Source organism: Balneolaceae bacterium (assembly GCA_034521495.1).
In the GTDB taxonomy this organism is placed as follows: domain Bacteria; phylum Bacteroidota; class Rhodothermia; order Balneolales; family Balneolaceae; genus Rhodohalobacter.
On record JAXHMK010000019.1, the window covers coordinates 149,641 to 168,447 of the forward strand.

The 18,807-nt window shown below is 40.9% G+C and carries 18 protein-coding genes; 12 read left to right on the forward strand and 6 right to left on the reverse strand.

The window, feature by feature from the left end; genetic code table 11:
- The first annotated feature begins 514 nt into the window (after window positions 1-514).
- Both U5K72_17860 and U5K72_17865 read left to right on the forward strand, forming a co-directional pair.
- The gene (locus U5K72_17860) at window positions 515-1,018 is read left to right on the forward strand and encodes a hypothetical protein (GenBank protein ID MDZ7720688.1); all 504 of its coding nucleotides are present in this window, start codon (window positions 515-517) and stop codon (window positions 1,016-1,018) included.
- A complete protein-coding gene (locus U5K72_17865; GenBank protein MDZ7720689.1) occupies window positions 1,019-1,909 on the forward strand; it encodes a hypothetical protein in 891 nt (296 codons plus the stop codon).
- Window positions 1,910-1,939: 30 nt separating this feature from the next.
- On the opposite strand, the gene U5K72_17870 is transcribed toward U5K72_17865, so the two are convergent.
- Window positions 1,940-3,034 (reverse strand): HTTM domain-containing protein, encoded by a 1,095-nt coding sequence (locus U5K72_17870; GenBank protein ID MDZ7720690.1) that lies wholly within the window; start codon window positions 3,032-3,034, stop codon window positions 1,940-1,942.
- Window positions 3,034-3,516 carry a hypothetical protein gene (locus U5K72_17875; GenBank protein ID MDZ7720691.1) on the reverse strand — a complete coding sequence of 161 codons (483 nt, stop codon included), beginning with the start codon at window positions 3,514-3,516 and terminating at the stop codon, window positions 3,034-3,036. Before U5K72_17875 ends, U5K72_17870 begins: the two co-directional genes overlap by 1 nt.
- Before the next feature lie 84 nt (window positions 3,517-3,600).
- Between U5K72_17875 and U5K72_17880 the strand changes: the two genes are divergently transcribed.
- The 4 genes from U5K72_17880 to U5K72_17895 all read left to right on the forward strand — a co-directional run bounded on the left by U5K72_17880 (window position 3,601) and on the right by U5K72_17895 (window position 7,970).
- Window positions 3,601-4,716, forward strand: a complete 1,116-nt coding sequence (locus tag U5K72_17880) for a glycosyltransferase (protein MDZ7720692.1) — start codon at window positions 3,601-3,603, stop codon at window positions 4,714-4,716.
- A 111-nt stretch (window positions 4,717-4,827) separates the two neighbouring features.
- Window positions 4,828-5,997, forward strand: coding sequence for a CDP-glycerol glycerophosphotransferase family protein (locus U5K72_17885; GenBank protein MDZ7720693.1), 1,170 nt, complete (start codon window positions 4,828-4,830; stop codon window positions 5,995-5,997).
- A 36-nt stretch (window positions 5,998-6,033) separates the two neighbouring features.
- Window positions 6,034-7,047 (forward strand): sulfotransferase, encoded by a 1,014-nt coding sequence (locus U5K72_17890; protein ID MDZ7720694.1) that lies wholly within the window; start codon window positions 6,034-6,036, stop codon window positions 7,045-7,047.
- A gap of 26 nt (window positions 7,048-7,073) precedes the next feature.
- On the forward strand, window positions 7,074-7,970 hold the full coding sequence (locus tag U5K72_17895) for a sulfotransferase (protein MDZ7720695.1): 897 nt from the start codon (window positions 7,074-7,076) through the stop codon (window positions 7,968-7,970).
- Between the two features lie 62 nt (window positions 7,971-8,032).
- Here U5K72_17895 and rdgB read toward each other — a convergent pair whose 3' ends face one another.
- The 3 genes from rdgB to U5K72_17910 all read right to left on the reverse strand — a co-directional run bounded on the left by rdgB (window position 8,033) and on the right by U5K72_17910 (window position 10,610).
- Entirely contained in the window at window positions 8,033-8,617 is a 585-nt protein-coding gene (rdgB, locus tag U5K72_17900) for an RdgB/HAM1 family non-canonical purine NTP pyrophosphatase (GenBank protein ID MDZ7720696.1), read from the reverse strand.
- A gap of 5 nt (window positions 8,618-8,622) precedes the next feature.
- Window positions 8,623-9,540: a PfkB family carbohydrate kinase gene (locus tag U5K72_17905; protein MDZ7720697.1), complete on the reverse strand. Its 918-nt coding sequence runs from the start codon at window positions 9,538-9,540 to the stop codon at window positions 8,623-8,625.
- A 305-nt stretch (window positions 9,541-9,845) separates the two neighbouring features.
- Window positions 9,846-10,610 carry a DUF547 domain-containing protein gene (locus U5K72_17910; protein MDZ7720698.1) on the reverse strand — a complete coding sequence of 255 codons (765 nt, stop codon included), beginning with the start codon at window positions 10,608-10,610 and terminating at the stop codon, window positions 9,846-9,848.
- A 218-nt stretch (window positions 10,611-10,828) separates the two neighbouring features.
- Here U5K72_17910 and U5K72_17915 point away from each other — a divergent pair, with 218 nt between their 5' ends.
- The 6 genes from U5K72_17915 (at window position 10,829) to U5K72_17940 (ending at window position 16,654) form a co-directional block, all read left to right on the forward strand.
- Window positions 10,829-11,527, forward strand: coding sequence for a TIGR04283 family arsenosugar biosynthesis glycosyltransferase (locus U5K72_17915; GenBank protein MDZ7720699.1), 699 nt, complete (start codon window positions 10,829-10,831; stop codon window positions 11,525-11,527).
- A 102-nt stretch (window positions 11,528-11,629) separates the two neighbouring features.
- Entirely contained in the window at window positions 11,630-12,097 is a 468-nt protein-coding gene (locus tag U5K72_17920) for a nucleoside deaminase (GenBank protein ID MDZ7720700.1), read from the forward strand.
- Window positions 12,098-12,736: a CoA pyrophosphatase gene (locus U5K72_17925; GenBank protein ID MDZ7720701.1), complete on the forward strand. Its 639-nt coding sequence runs from the start codon at window positions 12,098-12,100 to the stop codon at window positions 12,734-12,736.
- A 1,222-nt stretch (window positions 12,737-13,958) separates the two neighbouring features.
- Window positions 13,959-15,206, forward strand: a complete 1,248-nt coding sequence (fabF, locus tag U5K72_17930) for a beta-ketoacyl-ACP synthase II (protein ID MDZ7720702.1) — start codon at window positions 13,959-13,961, stop codon at window positions 15,204-15,206.
- A gap of 146 nt (window positions 15,207-15,352) precedes the next feature.
- Entirely contained in the window at window positions 15,353-16,183 is an 831-nt protein-coding gene (locus U5K72_17935; protein MDZ7720703.1) for a hypothetical protein, read from the forward strand.
- 183 nt (window positions 16,184-16,366) lie between these two features.
- Window positions 16,367-16,654, forward strand: coding sequence for a hypothetical protein (locus U5K72_17940; GenBank protein ID MDZ7720704.1), 288 nt, complete (start codon window positions 16,367-16,369; stop codon window positions 16,652-16,654).
- Here U5K72_17940 and feoB read toward each other — a convergent pair.
- Window positions 16,647-18,797, reverse strand: a complete 2,151-nt coding sequence (feoB, locus tag U5K72_17945) for a ferrous iron transport protein B (GenBank protein ID MDZ7720705.1) — start codon at window positions 18,795-18,797, stop codon at window positions 16,647-16,649. The genes U5K72_17940 and feoB overlap by 8 nt on opposite strands.
- Window positions 18,798-18,807 lie beyond the last annotated feature (10 nt).

An 18,807-nucleotide genomic window follows, 5' to 3' on the forward strand; every position in this document is an offset into this window, starting at 1 on the left:
GAGTTTTTTCATAGCCCTGTTTAATCACAAAATATTTATTTGCTTCATCAATTTTTTACCGGCAGTTGCTTATCAATACAAATTAATTCAAAAATACGCTCTTATTTTGCAAAACACTATCAACACAAACTCAATTATTGGCTAAATAAAGATAAGAGGGCTGTAACTTACCATATATGTTGTCTTCCCCCGGAGGTTTGAAGCATTGAAAAAGATATAATGCCAACTACCCGGAAAAACATTTGTAAAATTCTGCAATACCCTCTGTAAATAATTTTACACTTACGCATTTAAACTCAGTTACAATAAGAGAGACAAATTACATTAGCAAATGACTCTGTTCTTAACCTATGCGAAAATTCAAGGTAAAAAATTCCAAAAACCATCTTAAATATTGTAAGATATAGGTTCGAAGCAATATATTCGTATCTGTTTACTATCAGAGCGAAATCACTGTAGAACATGCTTTATTTGATGAGGAAACATTAACTGTCAAAATGTAAAAAGAGATCAAATGGATCATTCATTTGCTAAAAAGGGAATAAAAATTATTGGTGTAATTTTTGTTATCTATGTCGGTCTCGTTGCCACACACGAGGGGGAATTTTGGCCGTTTAGTATCTATCCTATGTTTTCTCAGGCTGGAAATCCCTGGACACGTGCCATCGTTTTAAATGTAACCGATCTTCCCGATGATCAAATATGGGAAAAACATCTGTTTAGCGAACGAGTAGCCGAACCGGTTCCGCTCAAAGAACATGGCATTGATCAGATAGATTTTTCAAATTTTATATCAAAAACCCAAAACTGGACACCGGAGCGCAGGGATGCTCTGCAATTTATGTTTGGGCAGAATAATCTTAAGTCTCAGCGCTGGATGGCCTCAAAAGTAGAGGGAAAACTTATTGAAAATGATTCTGTAGTCGTAGAGATAAAACCATACTTATTAGTCACAGCCGATACTGTTCGCATGAATCCGACCTTAGACGAATCTGAATATATAAGCGGGGAGGAATAGATGCGGTGGTATGAAAAAATTGCCCATCAGCTATTTGAACCCAAAAGAGATGTTTCTCCGGGAGAGCTCATTTTCTTCAAATTCTTTGAGCTGTTTATCCTTTTCTACACCATTCAATATTCATGGAAATGGGGGCTTTATGCAACATACCACAACTCTGAAGTAGTACTGCCGCTTGGCCTTGCAAATTATATCGATGTGTCCCTTTTCTTTGATACGAACATTCCAATTATCATAGCAGTCCTGGTTTCAATCTTTGCGATTTTTAGTTATTTCCGGATAGGTTCAAAATGGTTTTATACAGTTGTCCTTATATTGCTCCATCTGCAATATGTTATTCGGTTCTCGCAGGGTGAAATACCCCATAGCCAAAACATGATCGGTTTATCTGTATTTTGCCTGGCTGTTGGTTCTGTATTCTTCCCGGGGAAGGAAAAAATGCCCCGTTTTGTTTTAGGGGCTGTCATATTTTTTGTGGGGCTGGGATATACTTCTGCATTCTTCTCAAAACTGGTTGCATCCGGTATCCACTGGTTTGATGGACGACATCTCTGGCTCTGGATTGGTGAAAAAAGTGTAGATATTATTTCTCGTGAAGGCAGTTTCCAGCTGAATTTTTTACAGCAACTGGCGTTAAGCAGTACAACAGTGGCTTCCGTAATTTTGCTTTTTGGATGGCTTACAGAGTTAATCGGTTTTACAATGTGGTGGAAAAAACTGCGCCCCTATACTACATCTCTCCTTATCCTGATGCATATCGGTATTACATTAACAATGAGCATTCGGTTTGATGCATTTGTTTTTCAACTGATTTTGATTGGATACCCCTGGTACATTTTGATTGACCGAATCGTAACCTCTGCGCCGCAATGGATCAGTAAAACTGTTTGAGGTTTCGATAGGTTCAGCAACGAGTTTGTCTCACTTGGCACCAAGTTTTTGAACAGACTGATAAATTTGAGAGCTCAAATAATAGAGAGCTATCGGCAAGGCTATGAGTAAGATATAAAATTCAGAGGTCCTCAAATCAGAACTCAGAGCAGGAATGCTTAGGTAATCCGCAACAAATACTATCCCCAAAACCATTACAAAAAATATTACAAGAAGTACTATAGATGCATATCGTTGGGACGGAAATTTCTCTTTGATTTTATTATGAATGGCTGACCAGTTTAAAAAAGCCGCATAAGCCAAAAAATTGGGAAGAAAAGCGATGTTTAGAAGCATCATCGTTGAAAAGTGAAAAATGACCGCAAAGCAAACAAATATTCGGGTTGTTTTAGGATGCAAAATAGCCAGCAGAAAACCCGCCTCAAACAATACTGTTCCGTAATCAAGCAGTTCCCATGCAATTTTATTTTCAACATAGATCGCATATTCTGCCAGCAGATCCTGGCGGCCGTTCAGAAAAAACTGTTTAAAGTAGTGGCCATACGTAGCCTGTGTTCCAACATCCAGCCAGCCCCCTAAAATTTTTGGAAAGCCGGCTGTAAACATCATGAATCCAATCATGAATGCTAACAGAACTACAGGCCAGCTTTGTACTTTGTTATCAACTATTTTTTTTGAGTTCAAAAACGCATCAACCGAATAAGTTTTACCCCATCCGCTAAAGGCCATCACCATCGGTACGACTGCTATCAACAGGTCGTGATTAATTTTACCAACACTGTAAAAAAGTCCTTTCAGCACAAGAATGATAACACCCGTTGATAGGGATACAAACTTCGTTTTGAAGCCTATTAACAGGGATATTAGAGAAGCAACCAGGAAAAAATGCAGAATATAGAATACAATTTCCGGCGGAAAATCTTGAAATATCGCCATCGGTCCGGGCGGAGGATTATAGAAATCTTGCGGAAGAGAACCTAAAAAACTATAAATGCCGGTTGAAGGAAGCAGAAAAGCCAACAAAAACAGCGAAGTGAAAATCCGGTAAAGTGCCAGACCTTCCGGCGTTACTGAAAACGATCTGAAAATCCAGTTCGAGAACCTGTTTTTTTCGTTTGAATTCATCACTCAAAACCAAGTGGAATGGTAATTGTTTGAGACGTCTCCCGGCCTGTAATACTCACTGAATTTTCATCATGGCGATAGCTGACAACCGACCACTCTAACTGCAATGATGAAAAATTTTCATCGGGATAAAGCCGGTCGAGCCTGTTACGAAACCATTCTTTAGCCTCATCGCTGAACTTTCGCTGATCGCTGAAATTACTCCTCAAAAAACCCTGCAACTGAGATGCTGGTAGTCCTTCAAACAGGGCGGAAGGAGCTATTTCAATTCTCTCTCCAGGTTTGCTCCCCGGAACGGCAAAAAAACGTGCCTCGTCAATCTCAACATTGCCTTCCGTTGAATAAATGGTTTTAAATCCCGGAAAAACGAAAGCAGGCCAGGGCTCACTGTAGTGTAATCCTACAACCCCAACCAATATATATTGGAATGGCAAATAGAAAATAAAAAACAGGAAAATTCGCTTAACGGTTTTGGATTCCATTCATACCTCCGCCCACAGAACGAACTGTGATTTTATAACCAACTATTATTAGCTATTTTCTTGAAAACATATCAAATATTTCTCTTGCCTGAAATTATTTTGCAAAAAGTATTACACTACAAAACAAACTTTCTAAATCCCTCCGAAACGTTCATCGACCGGCTCGTGCAAAATCATCTTCGATATAAGCCATCTGTACTTTGTTATCGGAAAAAATCGTTTACAGAAAATATTGAAGTTCACCAGGTGCCCTCATCAGGTATTCAGGCATGGATAAATATTGCCGCTTTTCATGCCAATCTCTCTCTTCCTTTTTACGACAAAACCATTCAAAATCTACAGCCGGATCTGATTCACGCACACTTTGGCTATGACGCCTACAAACTTATCAGCCTTGCACAAAAACACGAAATTCCACTGGTTGTTAGCTTTTACGGGAGCGATGTTTCCCGTTTACCTTCTGAATTTGGCTGGAAAAGACGATACAGAATACTTGCATCAAACGGAAGTCATTTTATAGCGGCAACAGATTACATGAAATCTCAACTGACGGATCTCGGATTTCCGGAAACGAAAATTTCTGTGGTGCGATTTGGGTTAAATTTGAAAAAATTTGAATACCGGGAAAATTCACTCAACCCAAAAAAAATGATGATGGTGGGGCGAATGGTCGAAAAAAAAGGATATAAATACGCTATTGAGGCCGTATCAAACCTATTTAAAATGGGGTTAAAACCAGAGTTGAACATCTATGGATACGGCCCTCTTAAAAAAAGGCTGCAAAAATATGCGGCCGATCTACAAGTAGATGATTGCATCCACTTTCATGGATATCAGCCTATTGAAACGATTATAGATGCTCACGATCAGCATACTCTCATTCTTGCTCCAAGCACCACCGCAGCCGATGGTGATATGGAGGGTTTGCCAAATACGGTTTTGGAAGGGATGGCCAAAGGAACCCTGGTGGTTGCATCCCGGCATGCGGCAATTCCTGAAGCTGTTAAAGACAAGGAAACAGGCTTCCTGTTTGATGAGAAAGATGTGGATGGGATGACCGAAACTCTCAGAAAAATAATGGTCGGGGAATATGACTTAAACACCATCCGAAGAGATGCCCGTTCTCTTGTGGAGAAGGAGTACGGCATAACCAGAATGGTTCATGAAGTGGAACAGATTTACGATGCTGAAACAGCTTAATCTCAAAATTTTCTAAAAATATAGCGGTTCTCAGGAGGCTTGAACTGTTTTAGGTGATATCTTTATTTCTTAGCTTTGAATGCCGTGAATTATCACTTTTAAATAGATTTAATGAAGATACTGATCTATGCGACAACCTTTGGAGCAGACCTGCTCAGCTTTACCAAATATCTGTCTGACAACACCAATTCTGATGTAAAGGTTGTATCAAACGATGCTGATAAATTTCAAAAAGAAGGTATCGTTGATTTTTGGGACCTTAATATTGATTTGCAAAGCACCAATAAAATGAGCCCCCTGAGAGGTATTAAAGGCTTTGAGCCAGATATTACAATTATGGATAATAATATCCCATTGCGTAAAATCAGCCCGAAAGCATTGATACTTTGGCACGGGTATGGCTGGAAAGGTCCCAATGATGAAGTAGAATGGAAATGGATTCATCGAAATATTGGACTCACCTGGGGAAGCATGAAAGAACCCAATCCTGATATAAAATGGCAATGTTTTGGCCCTGTTGATTTTGAACATAGAACCAAAGTCAGCGGATTTCATCCCGAAAATTGCCGTACACTCGGTTCAGCCAGTCACGATTATCTAAAAAAAGATGTTCCCAAAGAAGACCTTCAGCCCTATTATCCTTTTGATGTAGTGAATCGAAAAACAGTACTTATTGCTCCTACCTGGCACTATGGAGAAGTTTTTTCGCACTGGGGAGATGACGATACTCTTTTCAATAAATTATTAACTGATCTCCAGGAACGAAATGTAAATGTAATTCTTCGGCTGCACGACTCTTTCCGATTTGAGCATCACTACCTTGAGTTTCTGCAACAACTTGAAACTTCTTACAGTAATGTATTGCTAAAATATAAAGATCATCATCCAGACAACTTCCTGGACCTTCAGGTTGCCGATCTGTTAGTAACCAATTTTAGCAGTATTGCCAACCTGTTTTATGCTACAAAACGCCCAACCGTACATATTTACCCGGTAAAAAGTAAAGACGAATCGTTTATGTGGCTCAATAAAACAATCTTAGGCATCCGCAAGAAAAAAGTAGATTCAGTGAAATTTATCTGGAAATATCCCCCCGAAGACAACGGCGGTTTACTGGCCCGAAATTTCGATACAATGATGGATCAAATTATTACCGGGCTGGAACAACCCGATTGCTGTGAGGAAGCAGCTCGTAAATATCTTGACAAACATATGCTATCTGCTGATGGAAAAAGTTGTGAACGTATCTGGAACACTGTTAAAGAACTTGTAGAAAACTGATAATCTTCAGTAAAAATTTGAATTATAGCTTTTAGTTTGAGCCAGACAATAACATCGAAAGATTTAGACGATACCAAAAACCGGATATTCTTTATTATGGGTACAAGCCGGTCTGGTTCTACGCTGCTGCAAAGTATGCTCAGCAGCCATAGTGAACTGATTGTACCTCCCGAAACCCATTTCTTTCATTCATATCAACATCTGAGAGACGAATACAATCGTACAACTGAAAAGAGCTCATTCAGAGACGGCCTGGTTGATTTCTGGTATGACCATAAAACAAGAATACGGGATCTGGATCTTCAAAAAGAAGATGTTTTACAACTGGCAAATAATTTAAATCTCACAGCTCCCCTTGATCTGTTTATACTTCAACTTACCATGTACAGAATACAGCGGGATAAGCCAATTCTTGGTGAAAAAACGCCTCGGCATATGCTGCATATTCCGGAAATTTTAGCAGCTTTTCCCGATGCAAAAATTATATCTCTATTTAGAGATCCCCGGGCCAAGGCCTATTCCGAAATAAAAACGAAGTTCGGTTCCCCCTCCGTCTTTGTTTCTGCCAAACGATGGCGTAAATATGTACAGGTTCATCAACGGTTTGAGAAGGAGCTTTCTGATGAACAATACATGATGCTCAGATATACCGATTTAATTTCGGATGTAGAAGGAGTCCTCCAAAAAATTTGTGCCTTTTTAGGCGTATCTTTTCAGGAACAGATGCTAAACTATTACAACCGTGACGAAAAAGGATTTGCAGACGGAGAAAACTCCTGGAAAAAACAGACTCTCAAACCAATTCAAAAGAACAAAAATAAGGAGTGGAAATCGGCCTTAACAGACTGGCAAATTGTATTGATTGAAAAGCATACCGGCAAATATTTAAAATATATGAACTATCAAAAATGGTCGGAAGCCTCTTTTTCTTTCCCAAAAAAAATGTATTGGCAGGCCATCGATTTTAGCAGATCCGTGCTGGCAACTCTCAGCGGATCAAGAGGTGAAGGGTATAGTGATCCTAATAAATTTACATTGAACAGAAACTAAAGAAACAGTAGAACAAAGCAGAAAACGTGGGTGTACTAAAAAAAATTGGTGACCAAATAACAGCATTATCCGATGCTATGGGTTTTGAACGCAGAGATCTCCAGGCTGATTTTGGAGTTCCCTGGCATTTTGTAAAAAGCAAAATTTTGAATTCTCATTTTAAATGGGATTATAATGAAATTGAGCGATACTGCATGTTTATCGGGTATCCCCGAAGCGGACACACGCTGGTAGGGTCGCTGCTGGATGCACATCCCGAGGTCGTTATCTCACACGAACTGGATGCCCTTCGATACCTCAGGGCCGGATTTAGCCGCGAGCAGATCTTCGCGATGATTCTACATAAAGACAAAGTTTTTACGGGAAAGGGACGCGAATGGACCGGTTACGATTACGCAGTAGAAGGATTGTGGCAGGGGCGTTATCGGCGATTGAGAGTTATTGGCGATAAGAAAGGCGGAGGCTCTTCCCGTCACCTCCAGGCAAAACCAGACATTATTGAAAAACTGCGAAAAAAAATGCAGGTACCCATCAAACTGATTCACATCGTTCGGCATCCCCTTGATAACATCGCCACTCATAAACGCAAGTATTCCATCAAACCCACCCTTCAGGAGGCAATTGATGATTACTTTAAGAGAGTTGAAGCAAATGCTAAATTGAAAACTGAAGTAGCCGATGAGGAATGGTGCGAACTAACCCATGAACAGTTTATTGAGGACCCCGAGAAGTCTCTCACAACACTGATAGAGTTTCTTGAAGTTGAACCGTATGAAGATTACATCAAAGCGGCAGCAGATAAGGTGTTCAGTTCTCCGTCAAACAGCCGTAATAAAATTGAATGGCCAAAAGAGATGATCGACCAGGTAGCGGAAAGGAGCCAAAAATATGATTTTTTAAAAGATTACGATTTTACGGTTTAGATATTGGGTGAAGCTTCTCAATCAGAGTCTCTACAAATCCCCGGAATCAAAATTTTGCCACTTTACTTAAGAAAGTTTAAAAACTTCTCTAAAGCCTTTCCCCTGTGGCTGATTTTATTTTTTTCTTTGGCATCAAGTTCGGCGAATGTTTGTCTATAACCATCGGGCTGAAAAACCGGATCGTACCCAAAACCTTTTGCTCCTTTTTCTTCGGCTAAGATGTTTCCTTTACAAACTCCCTCGAAAAAATGCTCCGCCTCATCTGTGATATACGCAATCACCGTTCGAAATTGGGCCGCCCGATTTTTCTCATTGTCCATCTCTTTCAACAGTTTATCAACGTTATCCTGATAAGTTACATCTTCGCCTGCATATCTGGCTGAGTACACTCCCGGAGCACCGTCAAGTGCTTCCACCTCTAAGCCGGTATCGTCTGCAATGGAAGGTAATCCTGTTTTTTGATACCAGAATCTGGCTTTTTTCAGCGCATTTCCTTTCAGATCGGGTTGATCCTCCTCTACTTCGGGAGCATTTGGATAATCCAGTGTTGACTTCAATTGAATGCCCAGCGGTTTTAAAATCTGCTGAAGCTCCTCAATTTTATGAGGATTACCAGAGGCAAGAAAAAGTATATTGGGTTTTGACATCTCTATTAATTTACTTCCGGAATCTCACTGAGTGCGCGAAACTCTCTGTACCGGTCGTAAATCTCTTTTTCAGTCAAATTTTTAAGCCGTTCGGGACCAAATTCTTCTACACAAAAACTCGCCATAACGGAACCAAAAATTACTGCCCGGCGAAAGTTCTGAGGAGAGAGTTCGTTCGTGTAGGAGAGCCAGCCCAGCAGACCGCCCATAAATGAATCACCCGCCCCCGTCGGATCAAATATATCGATCACAGGATATGCAGGAGCTGAAAAAATTTCATCATCCGTAAAAAGAAGCGCGCCATGTTCTCCTTTTTTTATGATCAGAAAATCAGGTCCCATATCACGAATTATATCAGCCGCCTTAATCAGGTTTGGTTCATCAGCCAGTTCCCGGGCTTCCGAATCATTGATCACCAATAGATCCACTTCCTTTAAAGTCTCTTTCAAAGCATCCGGGTTTCCCTCAATCCAGAAATTCATGGTATCCATCACTACCAAATCGGGATTGTCTATCTGATCTAAGACCTTGCCCTGCAAACTCGGTTCTATATTTCCGAGTGCAACAAATGTAGAATCGCGGTAGGATTCGGGAATCACAGGATCAAAATGTTCAAACACATTCAGCTGCGTATCGAGTGTATCCCGGTTGTTCAGATCGTAATGATATTTACCTTTCCAGAAAAACGTGTTGCCGCTGTCATCTATCTGCAAACCCTGCAGATCGATATCTTTGCTTTTGAACAAGTCGATATCATCCTGGCTGAAATCTTTACCTACAACACCAACAAGGTTCACATTTTTTTGAAAGTAGGAAGAGGTGAGTGAAATATAGGTAGCAGAACCGCCCAGTATCTTATCAACTTTACCAAACGGCGTTTCAATTCCATCATACGCGACAGACCCAACAACTAATAATGACATATACAGTAAATCAATTTATTTAATTCTGTTAAAGAGCAAAAAATACAGCTTTTAAAACTGTTTTGTAGCATTCAATTTTGACAGATCGGCTCTCTTTTTTTGCTACGAAAACACTAATGTCATGTCAATTATCATTTGTCGGATATAGACCTGACAGCATTCCCGGTGTTTTTCCGGGTTTCTGTCAGCGTCAAAAATCAACGCTGTCAGATCCAGTGGGTGCTGACAGGTTGCTTCCGACATTTCATATTTGACTTAACACTAACTATATTTTTGTGATTGTGTGCTTTCGTAGCTAATAACACCTACAAATCCTGGAAATTACCCAGATCCAGTGTCCAGTCGTACTCTCTGAACTCCAGCGACGGATCGGCATTTTGTGGAATAGCATTGTACTTCTTTAAAAATTGTTTAGCCCCGTCAAGCCCGCCAAAATCTCCCCTGAACCAGCTCATTAACCGGGTTACTCTTGCTGTATTTTCCGATTCGTTGTAGTCTGTTGTTCTCGATAAATAGTTGCTGGTTGTACGATCTAACTGTTCATCAACATGCTGTGGATCATACACGGCCACATAGGGACAGCTTGCCGCTCCGCAGTTCAGCGCGAAATGAATTCTTGGATCGATCTCTTCCCACATTAACTCTTTTTCGACCTCATCAATAAACCAATTGCGCATATATCCGAGTGACAACTTGATGGTTGAGCGTCTCATAATTCCATGTTCCATATCATCAAAACTCATCCGATACCCTGCAATCGTTACCTGTGGTGATGAGAAAAAATTGTAACCAAACCACGAGTTTCGATCTTTAAAAAGTTCCGGCGAGTCCTGCAGAATGATCTGCACATAGGCGTTATACACATTTAACCAAAAAGCTTTTTTCTTTGCTTCCGTATCAAGTTCTGACTGTAGTTTACCGGGACTGATATTTGCGAGACATTTCGTAATATCATCTGCAGGCACCTCATCGCGAATTCGTTGTACCAACAGCATTGACAATTGTGCCAGGGTCGGCTGTTGATTCATCTCACCTTCAAACTGACTTAAATCACAACCTACTGTTTCCACCTGATTATACTCTCCTGAACACGAAATCATAGCAAAACACAATAAAATTATTGAAAGACTACCGAACTTTCTTTTCATATTTAAACATTTTATTAAACGTAAATTCAATCCAATAGATAAGAACCTGCGTATCTAAAAACCTAACAAATTGATAACAATAAGGATCTCCGTTTTTAACTCGATTTAGTTATTCGTTACTTGGTGAAACATTTATGCCTATGCAAGTTAGTGTAATAATACCCACATATAATGAAGAAGAATCGATTGGGAAACTTCTCAATCATTTAAAAAAATATGGCGACGAACGGCTCCATGAACTCATCGTAATAGATGGAGGAAGTGACGACCGCACCGTTGAAATAGCCCGGAAAAGCGATGCTCGCTGCCTGGTATGCAAGAAAAAAGGCCGGGCCGCACAAATGAATATGGGATATCGACACTCATCCGGTGATCTTCTCTATTTTGTTCACGCTGATTCGTTCCCTCCTGAAACCTATCTCGATGATCTTCAGACTGCTTTAAAAAACGGCTGTCCTGCCGGATGCTATCGGTTTCAGTTTGATTCGGACCGCTTGCTTTTAAAAGTGAACTCCTACTTTACCCGATTTGACCGGATTATGTGCCGGGGTGGAGATCAAACACTTTTCATCAGACGTAAACTATTTGAAAAACTGGGTGGATTTCGGGATGACTTCATGATTATGGAGGATTATGATCTAATTCAAAAAATTCAACGAAAAACCTCTTTTAAAATCATTCCAAAAGACGTGACCGTATCGGCAAGAAAATATGATATGAACCCGTACCTGAAAGTCAATTTTGCAAACTTCGTGGTTTTTATGATGTATTTTTTCGGAGCCCGCCAGCAAACTATGGTTTCCGCCTACAAGAACCTGATTCACCATCCAAAGTTATAATGTTCCATATCTCACTATCTTTTCTGGTTCAGTTCCTGCTCAATTAATCTTATTTTGTTTAGGTTGAAAACAGGTCAATCAGATTGCAAATAAAAGTGAGTTATGGAAACGAAGTTTATGGAGCGAGCCATTGAATTGGCCCAAAAGGGCATGGATCAAAACCACGGCGGGCCTTTCGGTTGTGTGATTGTGAAAGACAACACCATTATTGCCGAGGGACACAATCGTGTAACAACAGACAACGATCCCACAGCCCATGCCGAAATTATTGCCATTCGAAATGCCTGCGAAGAACTAAACGATTTTCAGCTCACCGATTGTGTGATTTACACCTCCTGCGAACCCTGTCCGATGTGTCTCGGTGCAATTTACTGGGCCCGGCCAAAACGAATCTATTATGCCGCAACACGCGAAGATGCAGCCGGTGCCGGTTTTGATGATGAATTTATCTATAAAGAGTTGGACATATCACCGGAACAACGAACCATTCCAATGATCGCCACTGAACGAAAAAGGGCAGTTCAGGTTTTTGAAAAGTGGAAGAAAAAAGAAGATAAAATTGACTACTAAATGGCGCTCCATCCTTTTTATAAATTTCTAATAGAGCAGTCTGAAAAAGATTTACCGGGACGAGAGGCTCAGATGAAAATGTCGCCCGAACCGCTTGATCCAAATTTTGTGCTGCCGCAGAAAGAATCCGACACTGCCTACCCCAGCAGTGTTTTAATTCCTCTCTTCCCTGATAAAAACCACCAACTGAATGTTATTCTAACTCTCCGAACGGAAGGTATTCGCCACGCCGGTCAGATAAGCTTCCCGGGCGGACGCCGTGAGGGTAGCGAATTACCAGAAGAAACAGCTCTAAGGGAAACAGAAGAGGAGATTGGTGTTACCCGAAATCAGATAGAGATTGCTTGCTGTATTACTCCTCTCTACCTGCACAGAACGGATAATCAAATCACCCCTTTTGTGGGTTTTTTAGAACAGGAGCCAAAACTACAGCCAAACCCGGCAGAAGTGAAAGAAGCTTTTTCAATTCCCCTGGAAAATTTAATCGAAAATGAAAACTATAAAGAAGAAAAGTGGGATCTGACCCCTACCAGTTTTCACGTACCTTACTGGACTATACACGAAGTTCCACTATGGGGGGCTACAGCTATGATGATGAGTGAATTACTTGAACTTTATAAGAAGTTTCTGCAGCGTTAAAAATTTACTGATTCAGATTCATACCAATTCACTTTAAAAATTGTGTTGCCCCGTTTTTGAGCAAAATTAGTCGCTCTGAAGAACAATAAAACAACCCTTTCTTCTCAGAATTAACATCTATACAGCATCTTTCGCTTTAGAGAAGTTAACCCGAAGATATTTTTTTGTACCATAAGTAATTAAAAATATTATTGATAACAGTTTTATGAAGTGGAAAATCTAATTCCCTTGTTTCACCGCTCTCCCGTGAAACAGAATACAGGCGATGCTCTGCCCCGCCGTATATTGGCTACATACGGGCAGCAGAGCAGCCCTGACTACCATCTCGGAGCAGAGCACCGAGACGAGAATAAAGAACTATTTATAAGTTTAAAATTAAAAAAATGGGGCAACTCCTATTTCTCTTTAGAGGACTTACCCCATTTTTTGTGTGAACTATTTGTTTGATGCTCTATATTCATTTGATTTGATACACTCCAGAGAGCTCCATTGTGTGGACACAAGTTTAGGAACTGAAAAAAGAGATCCCTTCAGCCGGTAGTCGGATCCCATAGGGACTTCATCCCGTTAGAAAAGCGCTGACGGAATTCTTCAGGATGACATTGATCTATAAATTACGTTTTGTGGTAGTCCCTTTTTTAATGCGAAAAAAGGACTACTACGCTAAAGCTTTGAAGGCCAGGTGACGAAAAACGCATCGGGAATAGAGATGTTCACATTCTATAATATTAAACTATGATTTACTTTCAGTTCTTTCTTGCCGTTTCCATCGGTTTTCCCGCTATTCCCGCATACCCTGATTGATCGATGATAGGTCGCCAATATATTCGGCCTTGATGGGTGGAGGATTGGCATGGGGTGCAGCACAGCACGGGAGAAATCGCTCTGCGCGCTCACCCTGTGAGCATTCGCAGAGTGTACACGTGCGGGCAACCCATACCCGGAAGCCATCACAGCCGGGAGGTTTTGCTTACTTTTGGCGGTACAAAAGTAATAGGAAAAAATGCTATAGGACTGTTAATGTTGTATCAAAGCAAATTCGTTCTCTTTTTTCCGGTTTCCACTTATAAAATTCTACATTATGCTAATATTATTTAGCTTATGGATTATTAAGTAAAAATTTCGGGGTAACTTCTCTTTCGCTTTACCATTGATAAAGAGTCTGTTTACCCATATCTATACTATTCACAAAAATTAGAATTGATGTCTGCCAATTATAAATATGAATGATACAAGAGTTGTGGTTACCGGAATGGGTGCCATCACCCCCCTCGGCGAAAATATGCCTGAAACCTGGAAAAATGCTGTGGAAGGAGTAAGCGGAGCAGCAGATATTACACGCTTCAATCCAGAGAAATTTAAAGCTCAGTTTGCATGCGAAGTTAAAAATTTCAACCCAAAGAAGTATCTCGACCGCAATGAGATTAAGCGGTCTGATCTCTTTACCCAATATGGCCTTTATGCAGCTGCCGAAGCGATGAACGATTCAGGCCTGGACCTTGAAAAAGTATCTCCGTTTGATGTTGGAGTGATCTGGGGAACCGGACAGGGTGGTATGGGTACATTTGAAGAGGAATTGAAAGGCTATATCGCTAATGATATGACTCCCAGATTCAGCCCGTTTTTTGTACCCAAACTCATCCCCAATATGGCTTCGGGTATGATCTCCATGAAGTTTGGGTTGATGGGCATTAACTATACCACAATATCTGCCTGTGCCAGTTCTAACACAGCTATCATGGATGCCTATAATTACATAAAAATGGGTAAAGCAAAAGCGTTTATTACCGGTGGTTCTGAAGCGCCCGTTACCGAAGCAACAATCGGTGGATTTACAGCCATGCGTGCCATGAGCACCCGAAATGATTCACCTGAAACAGCTTCCCGGCCATTCGATCCCGAACGAGACGGTTTTGTAATGGGTGAAGGATCCTGTGCCCTGATTCTTGAGGAGTATGAACATGCCAAAAACCGGGGAGCAACGATATATGCAGAAGTAACCGGTGCTGCAATGACGGCCGATGCCTACCACTTGACAGCTACACATCCGGAAGGTCTTGGAGCACTCCGGGGCATGAAACTGGCTATGAAAGAAGCAAACTGCAATCCGGATGATATAGATTATATCAACACACATTCCACATCTACACCGGTGGGAGACATCAGCGAGATGCTTGCTGTGTCTAAACTCTTTGAGAACAGTAATAAGAAACCAACAGTCAGTGCAACCAAATCCATGACCGGCCATCTTTTGGGTGCCGCAGGTGCTATAGAAGCAGTATTTTCTGTGAAATCTGTTCAGGAAAATATTATTCCGCCAACCATTAATACGGAGTCAATTGACGATGAAATTCCAAAAGATATTGAGATTGTACTTGGTTCGGCCCAAAAACAGGAAGTAAATACTGCAATGAGTAATAATTTTGGTTTTGGAGGGCATAACGGAATTGTGATTTTTAAGAAAGTATGACTTCACTTGAACCGGTGTATTCTTTCACAAAATCAAATATTGAAAGAATTATACCCTAATTTACGCCTAATTAATGAGGCCCTTGTTGTTTCCAATCAAAAGAAATAACATTTTATCCATATACAACTAATTAAACATTCAGGAATATGAAAAAGATTAAGTTTTCATTCATTTTAGCGACACTACTTGTCATCTGTTCAACCTCACTTTTTGCACAATCATCCCAGGAGATTCTTGATCAAATGATTGAGCAGTACACCAATTCTATCGAAGATGTTGAAACCATGATGATGATTACACGCATGGAGGGTTTCGTGGAAACAGATCCGGATACAACCTACTACAGAAAAGTTGAAACCGATGGCTTTCCAACGATGCAGGTTGTGAATTCAGGATCAAATACACCGGCAACAAACTACTACAATTTCCAGGAGAACTATGATGCACTGGTTGCTAATTCTACTTACGAGGGAACGGAAACAGTTAATGGGCGTCGGGCTCATGTTCTTTTCATTGAAGATGTAACAGCTCTATATGATGATATGGTAACCACCCCCGAGGCACAACAGCAACAACAACAGGCCGAACCGCAAAGCGGCCGGATGTATATTGATGCCGAAGATTATATTCCGATCCGTATGAACTTTGACATCAATTACGATGGAGAGTATACGGGGTCAGCTGATATGGTAATGTCAGATATTCGAAATATTGACGGTATGCTGATACCTTTCATGATGGAGATGAGGATCGAGGGTATTTCAGGTTCTATGTCTGCTGAAGATATGGCCGAAGCGCAGCAAAGTATGAAAGATCTCGAAGAGCAGATGGAAAACGCATCAGGCTTACAAAAGCGAATTCTTGAACGCGCCGTTAAGCCGCAGATGGAACGACTGCAAAAAATGTTAGCAGAAGGAGCCATGACAATGACTACAATCATTGAGGATGTTCAAACCAACATTACTATCCCGGAATAGAATCTTTTCCGCTTTTTTAGGGAGGGTATGAATTCATTTTCATACTCTCTTTTTTTATGATTGCACTACGATGAAACTGCTGACTGATGATCTTTTGTAAAGCTATACGTGACAGGCAGATGAACGCATTCCAGGTAATCCCTGTTTTTATAATAGAATTAGGAATTAAAAAAATGACCAGATATGGATAACAAAGAAGCGTATAAAGAGAAAATCAGAGCTCAACTGGATGAATGGAGAGCAGATGCCGACAAGCTGAAAGCTAAGATCAAACAGAAGCAGGCTGACGGAAAAATTGATTCTCAAAAATATCTTGATGAACTGAAGGAGAAACAGAAGACCGCAAGAGCTAAGCTGGAGCAACTTGAAGATTCAGGAGAAGAAGCCTGGGATGATATCAAAGCAGGTCTCGAAAAAGCTACCGGTGAATTGAAAGAAACATTTTCTAAAGTCCGGAGCAAATTCAACTAAAGTTTGTTCCAACCTGGTATACAAGAAACGAGCAAATATATGCCAGTGAGGTCATATAAATAAACATAACGGCGGGCCACTTCCAGGAATTGGTTTCTCTTTTTACGATGGCTATCGTACTCATACATTGCATTGCAAGTGCAAAGAAAACCATTAGTGATAAAGCAGTCCAAACACTGTAAATAGGCTCGCCATTACTATCAACATCGCGCTGAAGTTTCTTTTGCAGGGAAACTGCATCATCCTGGTCTTGTACACTATAAATTGTATTGAGCGTGCCCACCATCACTTCCCGGGCTGCAAAGGATGTAATCAAACCGATACCAATTTTCCAGTCAAAACCGAGGGGTTCAATTACCGGTTCAATGAACTGGCCAAATTGACCCGCATAACTCTGCTGCAGTTTTAATGATGCAGCAACTTGTTCATCTTCACTGGATCTTGTCTCAACATTCTCGGTTGTAATATTATCTGTGGCAAGCGTTTCAGGCTGATCCGTTTTCGGGAAGGAAGCCAGGAACCACAGCACAATTGAAATGCCCAGGATAATCTTTCCTGCCTCTGTTACAAATACTTTACCGCGGTCGAATACATTTTGGAACACGCCCGACCATTTTGGCATTTTATAACTTGGCAATTCCATAATAAACGGGGATGGCTGGTCCGTTTTTATAAACTGTTTCATCACAAATGCAGCGAGAATTGCCATCACAATTCCAAAAATATAGAGTCCAAAGAAGGTAATACCCTGGAGTGTAAAAATTCCCAGGAAAGTTGTACTGGGTATAAAAGCTGCAATCATCAGTGCGTAAACCGGTAATCTTGCCGAGCATGCCATAAATGGCAGCACCATGATTGTGATAATTCGATCACTCCAGTTCTCAATTGTCCGTGCAGCCATAATTCCGGGAATTGCACAGGCAAAGCCAGACATTAACGGAACCACAGATCGCCCATGTAAACCGATTCGGGTCATAAATCCATCCATTACAAACGCTGCGCGGGCCATATACCCGGTTCCTTCAAGAACCGATATAAAGAAGAAAAGAAATGTAATTTGCGGCAGGAAAATCACCACACCCCCCAAACCTGCAATCACCCCTTCAACCAACAAGTCGTTTAATATACCGGGTGGTAAATTGGCTGCAACCCAACTTCCCATCTCAATAAAAAGCAGATCTATCAGATCCATAAATGGTTCAGCCCACGAAAAAATAGATTGAAACATTAAGAGCAATACCAACCCGAAAATAACAGGCCCAAATACTTTATGGGTTACATATTCATCAATTTTATCTGAAAGCGTGGCTTTATCTTCACCGGATTTCACGACCGATCCGGCTGTACATTTTTCAATGTAATCATACCTCTTCAGTACTTCTTCAGCTGCATAATTCTTCCCGGCATCATCGAGAATTTTTCGGGCTTTTTGTACGATCTGCCTTAATTGATGCTGTTTCTCGATCTCCGGAATGAGATTAATCGCCTGGTCATCTCCAATAAACCGAAGAGCCTCAACAGTCCACGTTCGTTCAGGCAGCCCGGTATGCGGTTTAATCCACTCTTCAATAATTATATTGATCGCCTTTCGTAACGATTCTCCAGGGTTCCACTGCAGGGGCTTTGAGGCATTTAACGTATGAGAGGAGAGATAATCACGAAGTTTCTGAACCTCTTTCTCGTTTTTCGTTACCATGGGGAGAACGGGAACTCCAAAACCTTTGGATATTTTATCTGCATTGATCTCAATCCCCCGTTCCTCGGCTACATCAACCATACTCAACACAACAATTACCGGAATTCCCAGATCCATTATTTGCGAAACCAGGTAAAGATTCCTGTCGAGGTTGCTGGCATCTGCCATTACAATCACAAGATCGGGCTCTGGTTCATGCTCATATTTTCCCGCCAAAACCTGGTAGGTAATTCTTTCGTCGATCTGTTTTGGATTCAGGCTGTATGTTCCGGGCAGATCAACAATTCTAAACTGTTTACCACCAATGGTTGCATAACCAACCTTCTTTTCAACCGTAACTCCGGGGTAATTGGCAATCTTTTGCTTTAACCCTGTTAAAGCGTTGAAAAGTGTAGATTTTCCCGTGTTAGGATTTCCGACTAACGCAATTGTTGTTTCTCTCTGCACTTCTATTCAC

Excerpts from the sequence above, each read along its gene's own strand:
- U5K72_17860 (MDZ7720688.1), top strand. The coding sequence starts at position 515 with ATGGATCATTCATTTGCTAAAAAGGGAATAAAAATTATTGGTGTAATT.
- U5K72_17865 (MDZ7720689.1), top strand. The coding sequence starts at position 1,019 with ATGCGGTGGTATGAAAAAATTGCCCATCAGCTATTTGAACCCAAAAGA.
- U5K72_17870 (MDZ7720690.1), bottom strand. The coding sequence starts at position 3,034 with ATGAATTCAAACGAAAAAAACAGGTTCTCGAACTGGATTTTCAGATCG.
- U5K72_17875 (MDZ7720691.1), bottom strand. The coding sequence starts at position 3,516 with ATGGAATCCAAAACCGTTAAGCGAATTTTCCTGTTTTTTATTTTCTAT.
- U5K72_17885 (MDZ7720693.1), top strand. The coding sequence starts at position 4,828 with ATGAAGATACTGATCTATGCGACAACCTTTGGAGCAGACCTGCTCAGC.
- rdgB (MDZ7720696.1), bottom strand. The coding sequence starts at position 8,617 with ATGTCAAAACCCAATATACTTTTTCTTGCCTCTGGTAATCCTCATAAA.
- U5K72_17905 (MDZ7720697.1), bottom strand. The coding sequence starts at position 9,540 with ATGTCATTATTAGTTGTTGGGTCTGTCGCGTATGATGGAATTGAAACG.
- U5K72_17915 (MDZ7720699.1), top strand. The coding sequence starts at position 10,829 with ATGCAAGTTAGTGTAATAATACCCACATATAATGAAGAAGAATCGATT.
- U5K72_17920 (MDZ7720700.1), top strand. The coding sequence starts at position 11,630 with ATGGAAACGAAGTTTATGGAGCGAGCCATTGAATTGGCCCAAAAGGGC.
- U5K72_17925 (MDZ7720701.1), top strand. The coding sequence starts at position 12,098 with ATGGCGCTCCATCCTTTTTATAAATTTCTAATAGAGCAGTCTGAAAAA.
- fabF (MDZ7720702.1), top strand. The coding sequence starts at position 13,959 with ATGAATGATACAAGAGTTGTGGTTACCGGAATGGGTGCCATCACCCCC.
- U5K72_17935 (MDZ7720703.1), top strand. The coding sequence starts at position 15,353 with ATGAAAAAGATTAAGTTTTCATTCATTTTAGCGACACTACTTGTCATC.
- U5K72_17940 (MDZ7720704.1), top strand. The coding sequence starts at position 16,367 with ATGGATAACAAAGAAGCGTATAAAGAGAAAATCAGAGCTCAACTGGAT.